The following is a 19,439-nucleotide window of genomic DNA, read 5'->3' as shown; positions in this document are numbered from 1 at the left end:
GTGCGGAAACTAGTTTTCGATCATGTCCACGAACGCACGTTCGTTGCGTTCGGCGAGCCGGTTGTACCAAATGCCCACGCCGAACAGGAACGGAAAGGGCAGCACGCCGAGGATCAGCCACGCCACCGGGATGCCGCCCAGGCTCAACCGGGAGAACCCGGGAACCAGGTAGAACAACACCGGCAGCGAACCGAACACGCCGACGACGAGCAGCGCCAGCAGCACCGCCGTCCGCAGCTGCACCTTCACCAGGTGATCGCGCACCAGCAGCTTTCCCCAGCTGGTCTGCTCTTCCAGCTCGACGCGGGCGCGCAGGGTGCCGGCGCCGCGGCGCGGGTCGGCGAGGATCACTCGCTCCCGCTTGGGTTTCGCGTGGTGCTCCGGCTTCGGCGGCGGCTCGCCGTCCGGTGCCGGCGGAAGCGACTCGACGACGGCTTGTTCCGTCGGCTGCGGCAGCGGCCGGGGGCGTCGGCCGAGCGTCGGATCGGGTTCGCGCACGCCGTTCGCGCGGCGGTCGTAGAAGTCGTCGGTCATGACCTGCCCAGGTCAGCCGTTCCGGCCCGAACCGACCAGCCGGTCCTTCAGCGCCCGGGTGTGCCGCCGGCTCACCGGCAGCACTTTTTCTTCGTTGCCGATCACGACCTGGTAGCCACCCTGGCCCATGCGCAGCTCGGTGATCAGCGGGAGGGCGACCAGGAACGACCGGTGGATCCGGACGAACCCGGCTTTCTCCCAGCGTTCTTCGAGCTGGGCCAGCGGGATGCGGACCAGGTGGCTGCCTTCGGTGGTGAACAACCGCGCGTAGTCGCCCTGCGCCTCGACCCAGCGGACCGAGGAGCGCGGGATGAGCTTGGTGGTGCCGGCCAGCTCGACCGGGATGACCTCGTCGTCGTTCTTCACGCCGGGCTCGCCACCCATGGCGCCCGGGGTGGGCGCCGCGGCCGAGGCCAGCTTCTCCATCACGCGCGAGATCGCGCGGTCGAGGCGATCCTGCTGGTAGGGCTTGAGCACGTAGTCGAGCGCGCCGAGGTCGAAGGCGTTGACGGCCTCCTCCGCGTGCCCGGTCACGAAGACCAGCGCGGGCGACGGCCGGAGCGCGGCGAACACGCGCGACATCTCCATGCCGGACAACCCGGGCATGTCGATGTCCGCGAAGACGGCGTCGACGATCGGCAGGCCGCGGTCCTTGCGCTCGCGCAGGCGCGGGTCGTCGGTGGACAGCAGTCGCAGCGCCTCGGACGCGTCGATCGCCGGGAACACCTTGGCCACGTGCGGGCTGTTGCGCAGGCAGTGGACGAGTTCGTCCAGTCCTCGAGGCTCGTCGTCCACAGCCAGGACCACGAGCTTCCGGGTGTCATCGTGAGCACTCACAGTGAAACGCATCCTGCCCATTGCCGAGTGCAATGTCCAGCCCCCGTCCGCCTTAAGTGGGGCCCGCGCCGGGCGCGGGCCCCCGTCTCAGTGCACGAAGGTGAACCAGTTGAGGTTCACGAAGTCGGCCGGCTGGCCGCTCGTGAACGTCAGGTACACGTTGTGCGTGCCCGTCACCGCCGTGATGTTCGCCGGGATCGTGCGCCAGCTCTGCCAGCCGCCCGTGTTGCCCACCGCGAAGCTGCCGATCGGCGCGTTGGCCAGGGCTGTTCCGGCAAGAGGGCCAACAGGACAGGCCCCCACCCTCCCTGGGGGGCGTCCCTGGTCCAGCGTATCGGCGGGTGCGGACAACAACCGGGTTCCGGCAGCGTTGCGGGTGCGGTTGTCCACAACGGGGCCGGCCTGTGGATGACCTCGCCGGTCGGCGGCTGGAAGCCCCGGCACGGCCGGGGGTGCGTGCCCTCCGCGAGCACCGGCAGCAGCATGGCGAGGTTGCCGGGCGGTGCTCCCCGGAGTCAGCTGGAACGCCTCGAGACCGTCACGTAGTCGACCACCATCGGGCGGCCCGGCACGATGCCCGGCCCCGGTGTCGTCGTGCCGGAGTTGTTGTTCGGGAACGCGCCGCCGATCGCGACGTTCAGCAGCACGAAATAGCCCTGGTGGCTCGTCATGTTGGCCCACGTCGTCGCGTCCACCTGGTTCTGGCTCACCGAGTGGAACTGCTGGCCGTCGACGAACCAGCGGAACACCTGGGGGCTGACGCTCGCGTCCCACTCGAAGCGGTAGGTGTGGAACGCCGACTGGCAGCTGCTGCCGGGACACGCGCGGTTCGCCACGATGCCCGTCGTCTCGTTGCACGGGCCGCCCGGGTTGACGCCGCAGTGCATGACGCCCCAGACCGAGTTGATCCCGTTGACGTTCTCCATGATGTCGAACTCGCCGATGGCCGGCCAGTTCCACCAGTTGCCGCGGTACGGACCGCCGAGGGCCCAGAACGCCGGCCAGTAGCCCAGCGCCGCCGCGCCGGTGACGTTCGGCATCTGGATCCGGCTTTCGATCCGCATGACCCCGCCCGCCGGCGGCTTGAAGTCGGTGCGCTGGGTTTCGATCCGGGCCGACGTCCAGTTGCCGGCGCCGTCGCGCAACGGCGTGATGCGGAGGTTGCCCGCGCCGTCCTGGGCGAGGTTCGACGTGCTGGCCGTGTAGTTCTGGATCTCGCCGGTGCCCCAGTTGCCCGGGCCGCCGGGGTAGGCGTGGCCGGTGTCGACGATCCAGTTCGACGCGGCCGGGAGCGTGCCGGCGCCGCCGGTGAAGTCGTCGGCGAACACCGTGGTCCAGCCCGCTTCGGGCGGCGGGATGGACGCGGCGGCCGCGAGGGTCAGCGGGATGGCGATGACAGCGGCGCCGAGCGCGGCGCCAAGGGAACGGGAGAGGTGGGGCATCGGAACGACCTCCTTGTCGAGCCGGATTTGTTGCGGGTCACAACAAAGCCCGTCGACAAGGGGACTCCCGAGCACGGGAAGATCGCCAGGGGCGTTACCCGGGAAGAGTGAGCCAGGTCACAAACTATGCCCGGAACTACCCGAATCGGACAGCCCCAGCAGAGCCGAACCGATGACGTACAACGCGTCCTCGATGCCGGGCAGCGTGCGCAGGTGCGGCGTCCGGGCGACGTCGTTGACCACGGTCAAGACGGCCTGGACGCGCACGCGGGCCGGGCCCGGCCGCTGCTCGCGGAGCAGGCCGACCCACGCTTCGACGTACTCGCGCTGGGTGCGGCGCAGCTCGTGCCGCTCGGGTTCCGGCAGGAACCCGACCTCCGTTATCAGCAGGTCGACCACGTGGTGGTGGGCCAGCGAGTACCCGGTGTAGGTCCGCAGCAGCGTCGGCAAGGACGCCGTCCTCCCGGAGAGGGCGTCGGCGCCGGCGCGCAGGGCCGTCATCAGCAGCTCGGCCTTGCTGTCGAAGTGGTGGTAGACGCTCGGCCCGGCGATCCCGGCCGCCGTCCCGACCTCCTCGATGGCGACGCTGTGGAAGCCGCGCTCGGCGAACAGCCGGGTCGCGGTCGTCAGCAGCAGCTCGCGCCGGGACGCCGATTCGGTGACCGGCTCGGGCCGCCGCTGCCCCAGGTCCGGGAGGACGACGTCGGCGACCGTCCCGGCGAGCGTCGTCATCAGCTCGTCGTAGGCCGGCCGCGGCAGGTCGACGCGCTGGAACGACACGCTCACCAGCACCCCGAGCACGGCCCAGCCCAGCAGGTCCGCCTGGTCGGCGCTCAGCTCCCGGCGCCGGTCGCGCAACGCCCCGGCCAGCCGCTCCGCCTGCCGGACCAGCGGCTCGCCGACGCGACGGCGTTCGGCCGGCTCGAGGTGGCGGGACTCGCGTTGCCACAGGACGCCGACCCCGCGCCGGTCGAGCGTGCCCGCCGCCAGCTCGGCTAGGTCGGTGCCGGCCAGCGCGCCCAACGCGTCCCGCACGACCTCCGCGAGCAGCTCCTGCTTGCCGCGGAAGTGCCGGTACAGCGCGGACGGCCCGATCGCGACGGCCTCGGCGATGTCCCCCATCCCGACGTGCGGGTAGCCGCGGCGGAAGAACAGGTCCGCGGCCGCGGCGACGATCAGCGCGCGGCGGTTGCGCGGCCGGGTGCCGCGAGCGGGTGCGGACACTCAGTGGACCCCGCGGTCGCCGTCGGTCCAGTGCCGCTTCCGCAGCTCCCGCTTGAGGATCTTGCCCGCGCCGGACATCGGGAGCGCGTCGGTGAACTCGAGGGTGCGCGGAACCTTGTACCCCGCGATCGCCTCGCGGCAGAAGTCACGCAGCTCGTCGCCGGTCGCGGCCCGGCCCTCCCGGAGCACGACGACGGCGTGCACCCGCTCGCCCCACCGTTCGTCGGGCACGCCGATCACCGCGCACGCGGCCACCGCCGGGTGCTTCGCCAGCGCGTTCTCGACCTCGGCCGAGTACACGTTCTCCCCACCGCTCACGATCATGTCCTTGATCCGGTCGACGACGAAAACGTACCCGCGCTCGTCCATGTACCCACCGTCGCCGGTGTGCATCCAGCCGCCGCGCAGCGCCGACGCCGTCTCGTCGGGCCGGTTCCAGTAACCGAGCATCACGTGGTCGCCGCGGCAGACGATCTCCCCGACCGTGCCGCGCGGCACCTCGACGTCTTCGGGGTCGACGACCCGGACCTCGGCGTGCGGCGCGGCCCGGCCGGCGGCACGGCGCAGCGCCGGATCGTCGTGGTCCTCCGCGGACAGCAGCGTCGCGACCGGCGACAGCTCCGTCATGCCGTACGCCTGCACGAAACCCGCGCCGGGGAACGTCTTCCGCGCGCGTTCGAGCACGGCCTCGGAGATCGGCGAAGCGCCGTACACGACGTTCTTCATCGACGTGAGGTCGTGCCGCTCGACGTCCGGGTGGTCGACGAGCAGCTGGATCATCGTCGGCACCAGCAGCGTGTCCGTGACCCGCTCGCCGCTGATCGCGCCGAGCACCCCGGCCGGGGTGAACATCGGGACGATCACGTGCGTCGAGCCGACGAGCTGCCCGGCCGCCCAGGCCGCGCCGTCGGCCAGGTGGAACATCGGCGCGGCGTGCAGCAGCTTCCCGCGCGGGGTGAGGAAGCGGCCGGTGGCGAGGCTGCCCAGCGCCGAGGTCAGCAGGTTGCGGTGGCTGAGCATGACACCTTTGGGCGTGCCGGTGGTGCCGCCGGTGTAGTAGACGCCGAGCAGGTCGTCGCCGCCGCGGCGCGCGTCCTCGATCGGGCCGGCTTCGGCGATGAGGTCTTCGTAGCCGAGCATTCCGTCCGGCGTCGGCGCGTCGCCGATGTGGATCACCGTGGCGATGTCGCCCAGTTTCGGGACCATGGCGGCGAAAGCGTCGTCGACGAGCAGCACGCGCGTGTCGGACTCGGTGAGCGAGTAGGCGATTTCCGCCGGGCTCCAGCGGATGTTGACCGGGTTGAGCACGGCGTTCGCCCAGGGCACCGCCAGGAGGTACTCGTGGTAGCGGTCGGAGTTGAGGGCGAGGATCCCGACGCGGTCGCTCGCGCCGACGCCGAGCTCCTTGAGCGCCCCGGCGAACCGCGGAACGCGCTCGGCGACCTCGGCCACGGTCCGGACCCGGTCGCCGAACACGGTCATCGGCCGGTCGGGCCCCTGCTGCACGGCCTGGTGGAGGGTTTGCGTGAGGTGCATCCGCCGCTCCTTCGCGGTCCGGTCCCCTAGCGCTGATTCACATAGCCTAACGTGGATTCACTTAGGAGGCCAGACCTCGGCCGCCGGAAGCAGCCGAGGAAGGATTTAGAGCCCGAAGCGGGACCAAGCCGCCTTGTGGGTGACCGCGTCCAGCACCGCCGACGCCGCGGCCGGCGCTCCGACACCGAGGCGGGCCAGCAGCGGCCGCTTCGGCTCGGCCACCGAGATTTCGGCGTCCGGGTAGCGCTGGGTGATGATCTGGCGGAGGCTGCCGAGGCCGTCGATCAGGCCCAGGTCGAGCGCCTTCTGGCCGAGCCAGACGTCGCCGGTGAACAGGTCCTCGACGTCGGTCAGCCGGGTGCCGCGGCGCTCCTTGACCCAGCCGACGAACAGGTCGTGGAGCTGGGTGTGCATCTTCTTCAGCCACTCGACGTCTTCGGGCTTCTCCGGCGAGAAGGGGTCGAGGCGCGACTTGTTCGCGCCCGCCGTGTGCAGCCGCCGTTCGATGCCGAACCGCTCCAGCAGCCCGGTGAACCCGAAGCCGCCGCTGATCACGCCGATCGAGCCGACCATCGACGTGCGGTGGGCGAAGATCTCGTCGGCCGCGCAGGCCAGCCAGTAGCCGCCGGACGCCGCGACGTCCTCGCAGAACGCCAGCACCGGCACCTGCTTCTCGTCGGCCAGCTGCCGGATCCGCTCGGCGACCAGCCCGGACTGCGTCGGGGCGCCGCCGGGCGAGTTCACCAGCAGCGCGACCGCCTTCAGCCGCTCGTGGCCGAACGCCCTGGTCAGCGCCGACTCGACGGTGGCCAGGTTGATCGCGCCCCTGGCCAGCGGTGACGGCGACGGCGTGATCACACCGTGCAGCTTCACCACGGCCACGACGTCCTTGCGCTCGACCCGGTCGGCGAGCACCGGGATCCGCGAAGCCAGTTTGTCCGTAACGCTCATAACCCCAGGCTAGCGGGATTCAGCCCATGGGGAGGATGCCCGACCGCGTGCCGTTGACGCCGTTCACTTCAGCACCGTTCAGCTGGGCCGGGCCGGCCTGGGCCGGGACGTCGGCTTCGCCCGTGTCGCTCTCGGCGCTGTAGTCCGGCATGTTGGGCCGGACACCCGGGACGAACTTCGGCACCCGCAGCGTCACCTTCATGCCGGCGCCCGGCGCGGTCTCGACCATCACGGCGTAGTCGCTGCCGAAGACCTGCTGCATGCGCTGGCTGATGTTGCCGAGCCCGACGTGCGCGCCGGTGCTGTGCGCGTTCTTGACGTCGCGCAGCCGCCGCGGGTCCATGCCGATGCCGTCGTCCTCGACGCTGATCAGGGCCTCGGTGCCGTGGTCCTGCGCGATGACGGTGACGCAGCCGCCGCTGGGCTTGCTGGCCAGGCCGTGCTTGACCGCGTTCTCCACCAGCGGCTGGATGATCAGGAACGGCACGACGACGCTGAGCACCTCGGGCGCGATCTTCATCCGCACCTCGAGCCGGCCGCCGAAGCGGGCGTTCTCGATGGTCAGGTAGCGGTCGATGTTGCGCAGCTCCTCGGCGAGCGAGGTGAACATGCCCGACGTCCGGAACGAGTAGCGCGTGAAGTCCGCGAAGTCCTGAAGCAGCTCTCGCGCCTCTTCGGGATCCGTGCGGATCAGCGCGGAAATCGTGTTGAGCGCGTTGTAGACGAAGTGCGGCGAGATCTGCGCGCGCAGCGCCTTGATCTCGGCCTGCTGGAGCTGCTGCTTCGACTCGTCGAGCCGGGACAGCTCGAACTGGGTGCAGACGAACTGCGCCACGGCGTCGGCCATCTGCACGAGCCGGCCACGGGTCCGGCCGACGACGATCAGCGCCGCCTCGGTCTCGCCCTCGACCAGCAGCGGCACGATGACCGCGGTCTTCATCCGGCAGGTGCCGCGGTGGTTGCAGGGCATCCGGTCGTGCGCGACGACCTCGCGGCGGTGCTTGCGGATGGCGGCGCCGATCGCGTCGACGAGGTCGACGTAGTGCTCGTTCGCCTCGCCGTCCCAGGACAGCAGCGTGCCTTCGCTGTCGGTGATGCCGACGGCAACGCAGTCGAGCATCTGCAGCAGCTGGGTGGTGATCTTGTCGGCGGCGTCCTCGTCCAGGCCCGAGCGGAGGTTGGGGGCGGCCTTCGACATCCGGTGCACGGCCTGCAGCATCGCGTCCTCGACCACACTGGCCGGCTTGCGCTGCTTCACGAGCAGCACGACCACCACGATGAGGAGCAGTACCGCGACACCCCACGGGATGATCTGCGCAAGCGGAAACCCGGACACGGCGTCCATGCTCTGCGCTCGACCAACCGGGTGCAAGGCCTGTTCCCACTTTCTGTCCAACTGTGATGACCGAGGGTTGAGCTGACCCTACTCAGAGTCGGAACCAGCCCGTCACGGTCACTGTCCGCAACACGCGGAGGGCCTGGCCTGTTCCACCCCGTCCAGTGAAAACCGCAGGAAGAACGCGGTTTCGACAGCTTCGACGGCGGTGCTCGGGACGCCTGGCGCAGCACGTGCGGCCGAACGGGCGAATCTGGCTACTTCAGCAGCCGCGACATCCGGCGGTCGGCCAGTGGCTTCCCGCCCGTCTGGCAGGTCGGGCAGTACTGGAACGACTTGTCGGCGAACGAGATCTCGCGGATCGTGTCGCCGCAGACCGGGCACGGGAGGCCCGTTCGGGCGTGGACCCGCAGGCCCGAGCGCTTCTCCCCCTTCAGCCGCGCCGCCTTCTGGCCGACCGAGCGCTGGACCGCGTCGGACTCGATCTCGACGATCGCTTCCGCCAGGGTCTCCAGTGCCCCGTCGTCCAGCTTGCCGATCGTCGCGTACGGCGAGAGCTTCGCTCGGTGCATGATCTCGTCGGAGTAGGCGTTGCCGATGCCGGCGATCAGCGACTGGTCGGTCAGCGCCCACTTCAGCCGGGTGTTCTTGCCGGCGAACAGCTCCCGCAACCGGCCCGCGTCCAGCACGAGCGCGTCGGGGCCCAGGCGCGCCACGCTCGCGATCTCCTGCGGGTCCTTCACGATCCACACCGCGAGGCCCTTCTTCGTGCCCGCTTCGGTGAGGTCGAACCCCGGCCCGGTGGCCGACTCGAGGTGGACGCGCAGCGAGATCGGGCCCTTGCCCGGCTTGAGCGGCGCCGCGGCCAGGCCGTCGGACCAGCGCAGCCAGCCCGCGCGGGCCAGGTGGACGACCATGTGCAGATCGCCGGCGACGACGTCGAGGTGCTTGCCGTGGCGGGTCGCGCCGGTGATCTCGCGGCCGTGCAGGTCGGTCCACGGCGGGGTCGCGGTCTTGAGGACGCTCAGCGACGCGACGTCGATGCGGAAGATCGTCTCGCCGACGGCGTTCTCACGCAGGTGGTGGGCCAGTGCTTCGACCTCGGGCAGCTCGGGCATACCCCCAGTTTCACCCCTTCGGCCGAATTCCGGTACTCGCTATTCGACCGGGTGCAGCGGCCCGTCGAAGTCGGGCAGCGAGTGCCGCTGGATGGTCTTGGAGATCTTCTTGACCTCGCCCTGCACGGTGAACATGCCGCGGATGGTGCCGACCCAGCGTTCGGACGGCCGGTCGCCGGTCATGTCGCCTTCGGTCTCCGCGACGACCGTCCAGGGCCGGCGCAGGATCCACCGCAGCGGGAAGAACAGCACCACGAGCAGCAGCGCCAGCAGCACCCACGCGGGGATGTTGACCTCGTTCGGCGTCCACACCACGAGGATTACGGCCAGCAGCGCGGTGACCACGATCATCGCGATGCCCGGGCCATAGCTGCCCGCGACGTCGTGTTCGAAGTCGTCGGCCGTCGCCGGCGCGCGCCATTCCATCTGGGCACGGACCACCCAGTCGCGGCCGTCTTCGCCGCGTACCAGCCGGTTCATTCAGTTGCCTCCAGGGCCGCCCGCAGGGTGAGCAGCACAACGGTACCGTGCGCGGGCTCGACCGCGCGAGGGCGGAATCGGACATCCCACCGCGCGAAGTTGATCACCGCTGCTCAGGAACCCGACGGCTCGGTCGCGGTCGAATCCGCCGGTTCGCTCGAACCAGTGACATCGGACGGGCGCGTCGGCCAGGGCTTGCCGGACGTCGGCGTCACCGTCGTCGACGGTTTCGTCGTCTCGGTGCCGTCGTCGGTCGGCTCGGGCTTGGTCGTCGTCGGCGACGAGTCGGTCGGCGACAGCTCGGGTGTGCCGGCGCTGTCCGGCGTCGGCGAGTCGCTGGTGATCGTCATGTCCGGGCTCGGGGTCTCCGAGTCGAGCCGCGGCGACGTCGAGGAGTGGTCGGGGGTGCTGAACGTCGACGACGTCGGCACGTCGTCACGCGGGCCGACGCCCTCTTCGCCGCTGGGCTCGTCCACGCTGCCGGCCGGGACGTCGCCCGCGGGCACGTACGGCACCTCGTCGGCGCCGAGGTGGCCGCCGCCGGACCGCGGCCGCACCGGGACCGAGACCCCGGTGCCGCGGCCGTTGAGCACGCCGATGCCGATGTGCGGGTCTTGCTGCTGGGGCGGTGGCTGGTGGTGCGTCTCGGACGGCGGCACGACCACGAGCTCGGGCGCCCCGCCGGTCAGCCCGACGTCCTGCACCGGGGTCGAGCCGAACAACACCGGCCCGGCCGCGACGCCGACGGCGCCCACGGCCGCGGTCGACGCCAGCGCGAGCCCGATCTTGACCTTCGAGCCGACCAGCACACCCTTGACCGCCGCGCCCAGCCCGGTCAGCACGCCGCCGCCGCTCGCCGCGGCACCCGCGGCCGGCACCAGCAGCACCAGCACCCCGGCGTGCGCGCGCAGCGACGAGCAGACGTCGCGCAGCTCGTCCTGGGTGGCGCGGCACGACACGCAGCCGTGCAGGTGCGCCTTGATCCGCTCGGCCTCGGCGCCGGTGACGCTGCCCGCGGTGAACCCGCCGAGCTTTTCGACGACCGCGCGGCACGAGTCCGGCCCGCGGCTGACCGACAGGTGGGCCTGCAAGTAGGCCGCGCGCAGGCCCTGCCGGGCCCGCCGGGCCAGCGCCGCGGTCGCGTTCGCGCTCAGCCCGAAGTGCGTGGCGACCATCGCGGGCTGCTCGCCCTCGACCTCCGTCTGCCAGAGCACGGTCCGCCAGCGCTCGGGCAGGCTGGTGAACGCGGTGGTGATCAGCGTGTGCTCGGCCGTGCGGGCGTGCGTGTCGGTGCCCGCGCCGGCGCGGAAGGTCAGCTCGTCGTCGGAGACCGGGACGTCGCGGCGGGCGCCGTGCCACTCCCAGGAGACGCGGCGGGCGACGGTGAGGAGGTAGGCGCGGACGTAGTCGCGGGGGCCGGAGCCACGGCGGAGGGCCTGCAGCACGCGGAAGAACGTCTCCGCGGTGATGTCCTCGGCCTCGGACCGGTCGGAGGCGAGGCTCTGCGCCAGTCTCCGGACGGCGGCGGCGTGCAGCTCGAACAGCTCCCCGAAGGCAGCGTCCTCACCGTTGCGAAGCCGTTGCAGCAGTGCCTGCTCGTCGGATTCCGAGGCCGCTGGTGGCGGCACCGTGCCCAGCTCGGTCATCCGGCCCGGCACCTCCTCCCCGAAGGTCTCCCCATTCGGTCGAATGGGGACACCATACGGAGGGAATCAGCCGTCGTCACCCCTTGTACGCCAGCTGTGACACCGAAGCACCGGGTCAGGGCACTGGGGGACCCGCTCATCGGAGCAGTTGGCGGAGGGTATAGAGTCTCTTCCATCAGCAAGGCAGTGCGGATGTAGCGCAGCTGGTAGCGCATCACCTTGCCAAGGTGAGGGTCGCGGGTTCGAATCCCGTCATCCGCTCAAGATCGAAAATCCCTGCTCGGGGCATCCGGGCAGGGATTTTTCACGTTCGCACCCTGCTTCGCCGCCGGACGTGACCGCCATCACAGGGGTCGCCGTTACCTTCTGACGGGGTTTGTCAGGGTTCGGTACTCGTTTTCATCTCGTGTTCCGACGGGGTTCGCCGGAAGCCACCTCTTCGGGTGATGCTCGGGCGTGATCGTGCTGGCATGACCGAACTGACTCGTCGTCGTCTCCTCGGTGGGGCCGCCGGTGCCGCCGCCACCGCGGCCGCCGCCACCCTGCTGCCGCCGAACGTCCAGCGGGCCCTCGCCCAGGGCGCGCCGAAGCACGGATCGCTCCGGGACATCGAGCACGTCGTGCTGCTCATGCAGGAGAACCGGTCCTTCGACCACTACTTCGGGACGCTGTCCGGGGTGCGCGGGTTCGGGGACCCGCACGCCGCGAAGCTGCCCAACGGGAAGCCCGTCTTCTACCAGCCCGACGCCGAGAACCCGGCGGGCTACGCACTGCCGTTCCACCTCGACACGCACGCCACCAACGCGCAGAAGATCCCGTCGACGTCGCACGCCTGGCAGGTCCAGCACGACGCCTGGAACGGCGGCAAGATGGACAGCTGGCTGCCGGCGCACCGCAAGGCCGACGGCAAGAACGGGCCGTACGTGATGGGCTACCACACCCGCGCGGACCTGCCGTTCCAGTTCGCGCTCGCCGAGGCCTTCACCATCTGCGACGCCTACCACTGCTCGGTGCTCGGCCCGACCTGGCCGAACCGGATGATGTGGATGACCGGCACGGTCGACCCCGACGGCGAACACGGCGGCCCGATCCTCGACAACCACGCGCCCGCCGGCGGCTACACCTGGACGACGTACGCCGAGCGGCTGCAGGCGGCCGGCGTCAGCTGGAAGGTGTACGAGCAGAGCGACACCTACGGCTGCAACATGCTCGAGCAGTTCGCGAACTTCCGGAACGCGCCGGCGGACTCGCCGCTGGTGGTCAACGGCCTCACGCACCGCCCCGAAGGCCAGTTCGAGTACGACGCGCGCAACGACAAGCTACCGACGGTCTCCTGGATCATCTGCACCTCGACGGCGTCGGAGCACCCGCAGTACACGCCGGCCGAGGGCGCCGCGTTCGTGGCGTCGAAGATCGACGCGATCGCGGCCAACCCGGACGTCTGGGCCAAGACGGTGTTCATCCTCAACTACGACGAGAACGACGGGCTGTTCGACCACGTCGTCCCGCCGACGCCGCCGGCCGGGACGCCGGGTGAGTTCGTCACGAAGACGTCCCCGAGCGGCACCGCGGGCGGCGGTCTCCCGGTCGGCGCGGGCTACCGCGTCCCGGCGATCGTCGTCTCGCCGTGGACCGCGGGCGGCTGGGTGTGCAGTGAGAACTTCGACCACACGTCGACGCTGCGGTTCCTGGAAAAAGTGACGGGTGTGGCGGAGCCGAACATCTCCGGCTGGCGCCGCCGCACCTTCGGGGACCTGACCTCGGCGTTCCGCTTCCACGACCGCAAGGCGCAGCCGCCGGTGCTGCCGGACACGGCCGGCCCGCTGACGCTGTCGCGCTACGAGCAGGCGAACCTGCCGGCGCCGACGTTCCCGGGCGCCGACCAGAAGCCGCCGAAGCAGGAGCCGGGCCGCCGGCCGCGGTTGCCTTGATGTGCGGGGGACGGCCGGCTTCCGGCCGTCCCCGGTTTCACACGGCGCTCTGGAAGGGATCGTGCTCGGCGAGGAGCTTGTCGAGCCGGGCCTGGTCGACGCGGGAGACCACGGAGGTCTCCTCCTGTCTGTCGCGCACGCACTTGGCGAGGGTGAAGGTCGAGGTGACCAGGTAGAGCGCGCCGAGGGCGAGGAAACCGCGGATCCAGCCGTCGACCGGCAGGTACGCGATGCCGCCGATGACCGCGGCCAGCGCCAAGCCGAACGAGATGGCCGCCTGGATGTAGAAAGCCGTCGTGGTGGGGGACGAAGTTCCGGATTTGGTCATGTGACCACGGTCTCGCCGGGGCCCGCGGGTGTCTTGAGCAGTTCTACTCAGCCGCGGTTGCGATGCGGCTACAGCTACAGCTCGTAGACGTCCAGGACCGTCGGGGCCACCGGGGTCAGGTGCGGGTCTTCGCGTTCGGTCACCTGGCCGCGGGCCATGCGGTAGACGCGGAAGTCGTTGTCGTGCTCGGTGTCCTGGTCGTCCCAGACGTACATCAGGCCGTACGAGCCCGGGGCCAGCTCGCCGACCCGGGTGAACAGCTCCAGGAGCTCCGGGGCCAGGCGGCCGCCGTGCTTGTCGAAGCCGCCGAAGTGGAGCATCGGCATGCCCGCGCTCCAGCGGAGGTCGACCAGGTCGAAGTCGCCCGCGTCGCGGATCGCGCGGTGCACGCGGTCGACGAGACGCTCCAGCAACGCCGCGTCGTCGTCGCCGCTCGCGGTCGCCTGGATGGTCGCCCAGCCGTGATACTCGAACACCCGCAGAACGGTAGCAAGAGATCAACCGCGAGCTCAGCGGGCCAGCGCCGACGGCTTCCCGTCGCGGCGCAGGACGTTCGTCAGCACGCCTTCGCCGTGCCGCTCGAACGCCGGCACGAGCTTGTCGCCGAACACGCAGAGCGTGCGTTCCCACGGGTGGCCGAGCGTGCCGAACGAGAAGTCCGACGCCACGAACAAGTGGTAGTCCGCGCGCGGGAACACCGGCACCGGCCAGCGCGCGCCGGGGGTCATCAGGTGCGGGCGCACCCGGTAGGACTGGTGCTGCCAGTGCAGGGCCCACAGCCAGCCGTCCGGGCCGCAGACCTCGCGGAACGCCGCCATCGCGATCGCCGCGACCTGGTGCTCTTCGACGGCGTACGGGCCGAGGCGGAACTCGGCCGAGGCGCGGTCCAGGTCGCCGGGCGAGAGGTCCCAGGTGCGTGACGGCGCGGGCTCGCGGAACCCCGGCCAGGCGTGGGCGTAGGTGCTCGGCCAGAACGCCAGCTTGTCGTACACCCAGTACCAGGCGGGTTCGTCGGCGACGCGGGAGACGGCTTCCCAGGCAGCATTCACTGTTTCGACCTTCGAGTTGGCCAGGCGCGGAAGAACACGCGAAAGCTTCGTGTTCGACCTCCGGTTTGTCCAGTCCTCGTCCGCTGCGCGCGAACTGTGTCACTCGACCGGGTGGGTTCTGCCAGATTGTCACCATGCGGGTTCTCTTCGTGCACGGGGCCTTCGTCCGCGACGGCGCCTGGTGGTGGCAGCCGACCGCCGACGTCCTCGAGCGGCACGGTCTGCGCAGTTCAGCGGCGGTGCTGCCGAGCTGCGAGCGCGAGCCGCGCGGCGATCTCCACGACGACGTCGCGGCCGTCCGCGCCCTGCTCGACGCCTCCGACGAGCCCACGCTGCTCGTCGGGCACTCCTACGGCGGGGTGGTGCTCTCCGAAGCCGGCGACCACCCGGCGGTCCACCGGCTCGTCTACGTGGCGTCGTTCCTGCCCGACGCCGGCCAGGCGCTCGCGGACTTCGGCCCCGGCGAGCCCCCGCCGTGGCAGCTCAGCCACGGCGACGGCACCGCGAGCGTCCGTGAGGAACTGGTCCGGCCGCTCTTCGCGCAGGACTTCGACGACGCGACGTACGCGGCGGCCGTGGACCGGCTGGCGCCGCAGAACGAGGTCGTGTTCGGGCAGCCGGTGACTAACCCCGCCTGGCACGCGGTCCCGTCGACCTACGTCGTGTGCGGCGAGGACCGCGCGACTCCCCCGGACAAGCAACGGGAACAGGCGGCGCGCGCGACCGACGTCGTCGAGCTGCCGGTGGCGCACCACCCGTTCGTCACGCGGCCGGAGCTGGTGGCCGAGGTGCTGCTTCAGACGACGACGTAGCCCATCAGGAACTCCTTCGTCTTGCCTTCGCAGCCCGCGTCGAGCGAGTCGAAGTGGCTGGCGCCCGCGTTGCAGCGGTAGAGCGCCCGCGCCCCCGCCCACGACGGCGGGTTCGCGTAGATGTGGCCGAGCAGGCCGAGCGATTGCTGGCCTTCGCACTTGCCGCTCTGGTCGGTCGAGGTGAACCAGTCCTTCTGGTCCTTCACCTTGCAGGCGAACAGTTTCCGCGTGCCCGGCTCGGCCGTCGCGACGAGCGAGCCGAAGACGCCTTCCTTCGTGAACCCGGCCGGCGGCCCGACCTTCTTCGTGGCGCTGAAGTGCCCGCCTTCGGGGTGGTGGTAGCGGATCAGCGGCACCTCGGCGGGGTGCGGCTTGTCGCCGGCGCTCGACGGCGGCGGGACGGCGGCGGAACTCGCGCCCGGCAACGCCGACGCGCTCGTGGTCGGCGGCGCCGAAGACTTCTTGGGGTTGGACTTCGGGTGCGTCGGCGTCGCGGAGGTCGACGTCGTCGTCGTGCCCGCCGGACCCGGGGCGCCCGCGGTCACCGGCGTCGTGGTGTCCGGCTTCAGCAGGAAGATCGCGCCCAGCGCGGCGACCACCGCCACCGCGACGCCGGTCAGCACCAACGGAAGCCGCCTCTTGCGCGGCCGGTCCCAGTCCACTGTGGTCGGTGCCGGCGCGGCCACCTTCGCCGTCACGGGTTCGAAGACGATCGTCGGCAGCGAAGCCGGGTCGACGGCCTGGGTCGGCGAGTCGGTGATCGCGCTGCGCGCGGCCTGCAGCAGCCCGCGCAGGCCGGTCGCGCCGAGCCGGTCCGAAGTGGACTGCGTGAGCAGCCCGCGCACGGCGTCGGCGAGCGGGCCGCGGCAGTTCTCGAACACCGGCTGGTCGTACATGATCGCGTGCAGCGTGGCGGCCGTGGTGGTGCGCTGGAACGGCGCGCGGCCTTCGGCGGCGTGGAACAGCGTCGCGCCGAGGGCCCAGAGGTCCGTCGCGGGCGACGGGCCGGCCCCGGCGAACAGCTCCGGCGCCATGTAGCCGGGCGACCCCATGACGCCGCCGGTCTGGGTCAAGGAAGGGTCGTCCATCGCCCGCGCGATGCCGAAGTCGGCGAGCTTCACGCGGTCGCCGGGCAGCACCATGATGTTGCTGGGCTTGACGTCCCGGTGCACGATGCCGGCCGCGTGCGCGCTTTCGAGCGCGCTGAGGACCTGCAGGCCGAGCGCGGCCACGCGGTCGTTCGCCAGCGGCCCCTCGCGGCCGACGATGTCGGCGAGCGTGGGCGCGACCACCAGCTCCATGACGATGAAGGTGGCGCCGTGCTCGCTGACGACGTCGTACACCGTGACGACGCCGGGGTCGTTGAGCCGGCCCGCGGTGCGCGCCTCGCGCATGACGCGCTCGAGGTTGGTGCCCGGCGGGGTGGCCAGCTCCTTCAGCGCGACCGGCCGCCCGAGCACCCGGTCTTCGGCGCGCCAGACGACGCCCATGCCGCCCCGGCCCAGCTCGGCCGAGATCGCGTACCGCCCCGCGACCAGTCTCATCGTCGCCCCCCTGAACGCTCGGGGGCGATGCTAACGGGGAGGCGCCGGACGGGTCCGGCGCCTCCCCGGGTCAGGCGGCGTCCCAGAGGGTCAGGAACGCCGACGCCTCGCTGCGGGCCCAGGGGCGCAGCCGCTCACGGTCGCGGTCGGACAGCCGGAACTCCTTGCTGCGCCGGACGTCGATCACCAGCGCGTGGCCGCCCGGCAGGACGTCCGGCATCGCCTGCTCCAGCACCCACAGCGCGAGCTGCGCGGAGTCCTTCGTGAGCGGCTCCTCCTTGAAGTAGAGCCAGGTCGCGTAGCGGCGGCCATCGCTCTTGCGCAGGCCGAGCTGCGGGCTGACGCCGATCTCGAGCTCACCGATCCGGCAGCGGCCGCGGCCGACCTCGACCAGCCGCGGCGACTTGCGGCCGAGGTAGCGCAGCCAGCCCTCGGCGATTGCCGCGTAGTGCGGTTTCGTCCGGTCGTCGGCCGCGTTGACGAGGGCGCGCAGCGCGACCTCGTCCTGGTTCGCCGCCCGGCCGGAGCGCACGGCGTTGGCCGCCCGCCGGTAGTAGTTGAACGCGGCCCGCGCCGGGTCCTCGTACAGCCGGCGCTGCCGCCGGACGAACGACGACCGCGACGGACCGGAACTCGCGCTGTAGCCCACGAACGTGGGCAGGGTGATGTAGGCCATGGCCCTGCCTTCCTCCATCACGCCACCCGCGGGTGCGGGCGGCATCTCCCCTGGACACCGCCCATTTTAGAACATATGTACGACAGTTTCCGGGGCCGAAGAGGTGACTAGCGCAGGGTGAAGGTGACCAGGTCGGTGGACTCGGTCCGGGTCAGCGGCAGGCCGTCCAGCGGCTTGGTGAGCGCTTGCTCGTACGGCGTCCCGGCCGCGCCGACCTTCAGCACCAGCACGCGCGGGATGCCGTACTTGCGCATGACGTCGACGCTGTGGACGTCCGGGAACGTCTTGAACGCCGCGTTGATCTCGAGGTACTCCGGCGGCAGCAGCCCGTTGTGGCCGTTGGCGAGCTTCGGGAAGCCCTCGACGGACCAGAACTGGTAGACGAACTCGCTGAACGGCCGGTCGGGCTCCTGGACCATCGGCAGGATCGCCGCCGGGCGCGGGTCGTCGCGGAAGGTCGCGGCCAGGTCCGGCGGGATGCCCGGCGGTGACGGGTGCGGCACGTCCGGAATGCCCTCGACCAGCGCGAACAGCGCGGGCACGACGAGCAGCAGCTGAAGGAACCGGCCGCGGTCGTAGGTCGTGTCGCGGTCGCGCAGCCACTCGCCGGCGCGGGTCAGCGCGCCCGCCGCGAGCAGGATCAGCAGCAGGATCACCCAGAGCATCAGGCGGCCGGGCGTGCGCAGCGCGTCCCAGCCCGGGAGGTACTTCCACAGGATGTAATAGGTGTAGTCGCCGCCGAAGAACTGCGAGCCCATCGCGAAGACGAACACCACTACGGACGCGACGCCGAAGGACACCCGCACCCGCACCGACCACGCGCTGTAGAACAGCCCCACCAGCGCGACGACCAGCAGCGCCAGCCCGGGGAACAGGACCTTCTCGGACGCGCCGGGCTGCATGAGCCAGTTCGAGTCGACCAGGATGCCGGTGTTCGGGTCCAGCGGGGTGCCCTGCCAGAGCCAGGTCGAGCTGAGCGTGGTGAACAGCCCGTCCGCCGGTGGCGAGAAGACCTTCACCTCTTCCCAGGGCCGGTTGAACCCGTAGTCGGCGACGACCTGCCGGAACGGGATGGTCATCAGGTACGTGACGACCAGGAACACCACGACACCCGCGCCGTTCAGGACCGCCAGCCGGGTGCCGAAGGTCCGCCAGTTCCGCAGCGCCACCACGAGGATCACGAGCCCGACGACGCCCAGCAGGTAGACGAACGGGAGGCCGACGGCGAACCCGAGCGTCACCTGCCAGGCCGCGACCACCCAGCCGACGAACGCCCACCACGGGCGGGCCAGCTCGGGACGGCGGCCGTGCCGCAGGGAGTAGCCGTGCCCGCGGGCCAGCGCGAAGAGCGCGAGGGCGATCCCGCCCGAGGAAAGGATGTTGAGGTGGCTGATGTGGGTCAGCCGCCAGGGCGCCCATGCGAACGCGACGCCGGCGAGCGCCGCGGCCTGCCAGTTCCCGCCCAGCTGGCGCACCAGCAGGTACGCGCCCGCGTACGCCATCGCGAAGGCGATCAGGAAGACGATGTTGTAGCGGAAGATCGCCGCGTACTGGCCGTTGCCGAAGAGCGTCAGCGGCAGGTAGCCGAGCAGCGAGTCGGAGAAGGCGAAGCTGTCGATCGCCGGGAAGAGCGTGTTGCCCGTCCACAGTGGCCCGCCGTCGGTGGCGAAGTTGTGCTGCCAGGCCAGCTGCCACGCCTGCAGCAGCGGGTCGCCGAGGTCGGCGGTGACGGCCGACTTCGGGTGCAGCAGCACGGGGTAGTTGAACAGCGCCGCCAGGACGCCGCCGACGATCAGCGAGAACAGGCCTTCGCGGGCGCGGCTGGTCGGGCGCAGGCGGCCGAGCGCGCGCGGCGGCCTGGGTGGTGCTTCGGTGGTCACGTGGGCTCCCCTCTGAACGCCCAGCCGGCTCCCCGACCGCCGTGACCTGGGCAGCCGGACTGTACCGGAGGCCGGTCCGGGAAGCGGGCGCGGCGAGGACTCCCGATTTCCCGCC

At 71.1% G+C, this 19,439-nt stretch carries 18 protein-coding genes, 1 tRNA gene and 1 pseudogene; 3 read left to right on the top strand and 17 right to left on the bottom strand.

Annotation, left to right across the window (positions count from 1 at the left end):
* Positions 1–9: 9 nt before the first annotated feature.
* The 11 genes and pseudogenes from M8542_RS26060 to M8542_RS26010 form a co-directional block, all read right to left on the bottom strand.
* Positions 10–534 (bottom strand): hypothetical protein, encoded by a 525-nt coding sequence (locus M8542_RS26060; protein ID WP_257922863.1) that lies wholly within the window; start codon positions 532–534, stop codon positions 10–12.
* Between the two features lie 12 nt (positions 535–546).
* Complete coding sequence (locus tag M8542_RS26055) at positions 547–1,383, bottom strand: LytR/AlgR family response regulator transcription factor (RefSeq protein WP_257922862.1); 837 nt, start codon at positions 1,381–1,383, stop codon at positions 547–549.
* Between the two features lie 75 nt (positions 1,384–1,458).
* A pseudogene (locus M8542_RS26050) lies at positions 1,459–1,632 on the bottom strand (carbohydrate-binding protein); the annotation flags it as partial.
* Positions 1,633–1,886: 254 nt separating this feature from the next.
* The gene (locus M8542_RS26045; RefSeq protein WP_257922861.1) at positions 1,887–2,813 is read right to left on the bottom strand and encodes a glycoside hydrolase family 16 protein; all 927 of its coding nucleotides are present in this window, start codon (positions 2,811–2,813) and stop codon (positions 1,887–1,889) included.
* Between the two features lie 117 nt (positions 2,814–2,930).
* Positions 2,931–4,037, bottom strand: coding sequence for a TetR/AcrR family transcriptional regulator (locus tag M8542_RS26040; protein WP_257922860.1), 1,107 nt, complete (start codon positions 4,035–4,037; stop codon positions 2,931–2,933).
* Positions 4,038–5,630, bottom strand: a complete 1,593-nt coding sequence (locus tag M8542_RS26035) for an acyl-CoA synthetase (RefSeq protein WP_257922976.1) — start codon at positions 5,628–5,630, stop codon at positions 4,038–4,040. It abuts the gene before it with no gap.
* Positions 5,631–5,678: 48 nt separating this feature from the next.
* Positions 5,679–6,524, bottom strand: a complete 846-nt coding sequence (locus M8542_RS26030) for a S49 family peptidase (protein WP_257922859.1) — start codon at positions 6,522–6,524, stop codon at positions 5,679–5,681.
* Between the two features lie 19 nt (positions 6,525–6,543).
* Positions 6,544–7,869 carry a histidine kinase gene (locus M8542_RS26025; protein ID WP_257922858.1) on the bottom strand — a complete coding sequence of 442 codons (1,326 nt, stop codon included), beginning with the start codon at positions 7,867–7,869 and terminating at the stop codon, positions 6,544–6,546.
* A 248-nt stretch (positions 7,870–8,117) separates the two neighbouring features.
* The gene (locus tag M8542_RS26020) at positions 8,118–8,978 is read right to left on the bottom strand and encodes an Fpg/Nei family DNA glycosylase (RefSeq protein ID WP_257922857.1); all 861 of its coding nucleotides are present in this window, start codon (positions 8,976–8,978) and stop codon (positions 8,118–8,120) included.
* Between the two features lie 39 nt (positions 8,979–9,017).
* Positions 9,018–9,458 carry a DUF983 domain-containing protein gene (locus M8542_RS26015; RefSeq protein WP_257922856.1) on the bottom strand — a complete coding sequence of 147 codons (441 nt, stop codon included), beginning with the start codon at positions 9,456–9,458 and terminating at the stop codon, positions 9,018–9,020.
* Positions 9,459–9,571: 113 nt separating this feature from the next.
* A complete protein-coding gene (locus tag M8542_RS26010; RefSeq protein ID WP_257922855.1) occupies positions 9,572–11,104 on the bottom strand; it encodes a sigma-70 family RNA polymerase sigma factor in 1,533 nt (510 codons plus the stop codon).
* A gap of 188 nt (positions 11,105–11,292) precedes the next feature.
* On the opposite strand from M8542_RS26010, the gene M8542_RS26005 reads away from it, so the two are divergent.
* Together M8542_RS26005 and M8542_RS26000 are read left to right on the top strand one after the other, a co-directional pair.
* Positions 11,293–11,365 (top strand) — tRNA-Gly (locus M8542_RS26005).
* Between the two features lie 209 nt (positions 11,366–11,574).
* Entirely contained in the window at positions 11,575–13,035 is a 1,461-nt protein-coding gene (locus M8542_RS26000) for a phosphocholine-specific phospholipase C (RefSeq protein ID WP_257922854.1), read from the top strand.
* Positions 13,036–13,072: 37 nt separating this feature from the next.
* Here M8542_RS26000 and M8542_RS25995 read toward each other — a convergent pair whose 3' ends face one another.
* The 3 genes from M8542_RS25995 to M8542_RS25985 all read right to left on the bottom strand — a co-directional run bounded on the left by M8542_RS25995 (position 13,073) and on the right by M8542_RS25985 (position 14,412).
* Positions 13,073–13,363: a YiaA/YiaB family inner membrane protein gene (locus M8542_RS25995; RefSeq protein WP_257922853.1), complete on the bottom strand. Its 291-nt coding sequence runs from the start codon at positions 13,361–13,363 to the stop codon at positions 13,073–13,075.
* A gap of 74 nt (positions 13,364–13,437) precedes the next feature.
* Complete coding sequence (locus tag M8542_RS25990; RefSeq protein WP_257922852.1) at positions 13,438–13,839, bottom strand: immunity 7 family protein; 402 nt, start codon at positions 13,837–13,839, stop codon at positions 13,438–13,440.
* 33 nt (positions 13,840–13,872) lie between these two features.
* Positions 13,873–14,412: a DUF2716 domain-containing protein gene (locus M8542_RS25985; protein ID WP_257922851.1), complete on the bottom strand. Its 540-nt coding sequence runs from the start codon at positions 14,410–14,412 to the stop codon at positions 13,873–13,875.
* Positions 14,413–14,546: 134 nt separating this feature from the next.
* Between M8542_RS25985 and M8542_RS25980 the strand changes: the two genes are divergently transcribed.
* Complete coding sequence (locus M8542_RS25980; RefSeq protein WP_257922850.1) at positions 14,547–15,224, top strand: alpha/beta hydrolase; 678 nt, start codon at positions 14,547–14,549, stop codon at positions 15,222–15,224.
* Here M8542_RS25980 and M8542_RS25975 read toward each other — a convergent pair.
* From M8542_RS25975 to M8542_RS25965, 3 genes are all read right to left on the bottom strand, one after another.
* Entirely contained in the window at positions 15,209–16,768 is a 1,560-nt protein-coding gene (locus tag M8542_RS25975) for a serine/threonine-protein kinase (protein ID WP_257922849.1), read from the bottom strand. The two genes, M8542_RS25980 and M8542_RS25975, sit on opposite strands and share 16 nt — an antisense overlap.
* A gap of 70 nt (positions 16,769–16,838) precedes the next feature.
* Positions 16,839–17,462, bottom strand: a complete 624-nt coding sequence (locus M8542_RS25970) for a hypothetical protein (RefSeq protein WP_257922848.1) — start codon at positions 17,460–17,462, stop codon at positions 16,839–16,841.
* A gap of 89 nt (positions 17,463–17,551) precedes the next feature.
* Positions 17,552–19,324, bottom strand: coding sequence for a hypothetical protein (locus M8542_RS25965; RefSeq protein WP_257922847.1), 1,773 nt, complete (start codon positions 19,322–19,324; stop codon positions 17,552–17,554).
* Between the last annotated feature and the right edge of the window lie 115 nt (positions 19,325–19,439).

This window comes from Amycolatopsis iheyensis (assembly GCF_024703995.1).
GTDB classification, from domain to species: domain Bacteria; phylum Actinomycetota; class Actinomycetes; order Mycobacteriales; family Pseudonocardiaceae; genus Amycolatopsis; species Amycolatopsis iheyensis.
Note: the sequence above shows the minus strand (reverse complement) of the source record. Positions and strands in the feature narration are given on the sequence as shown.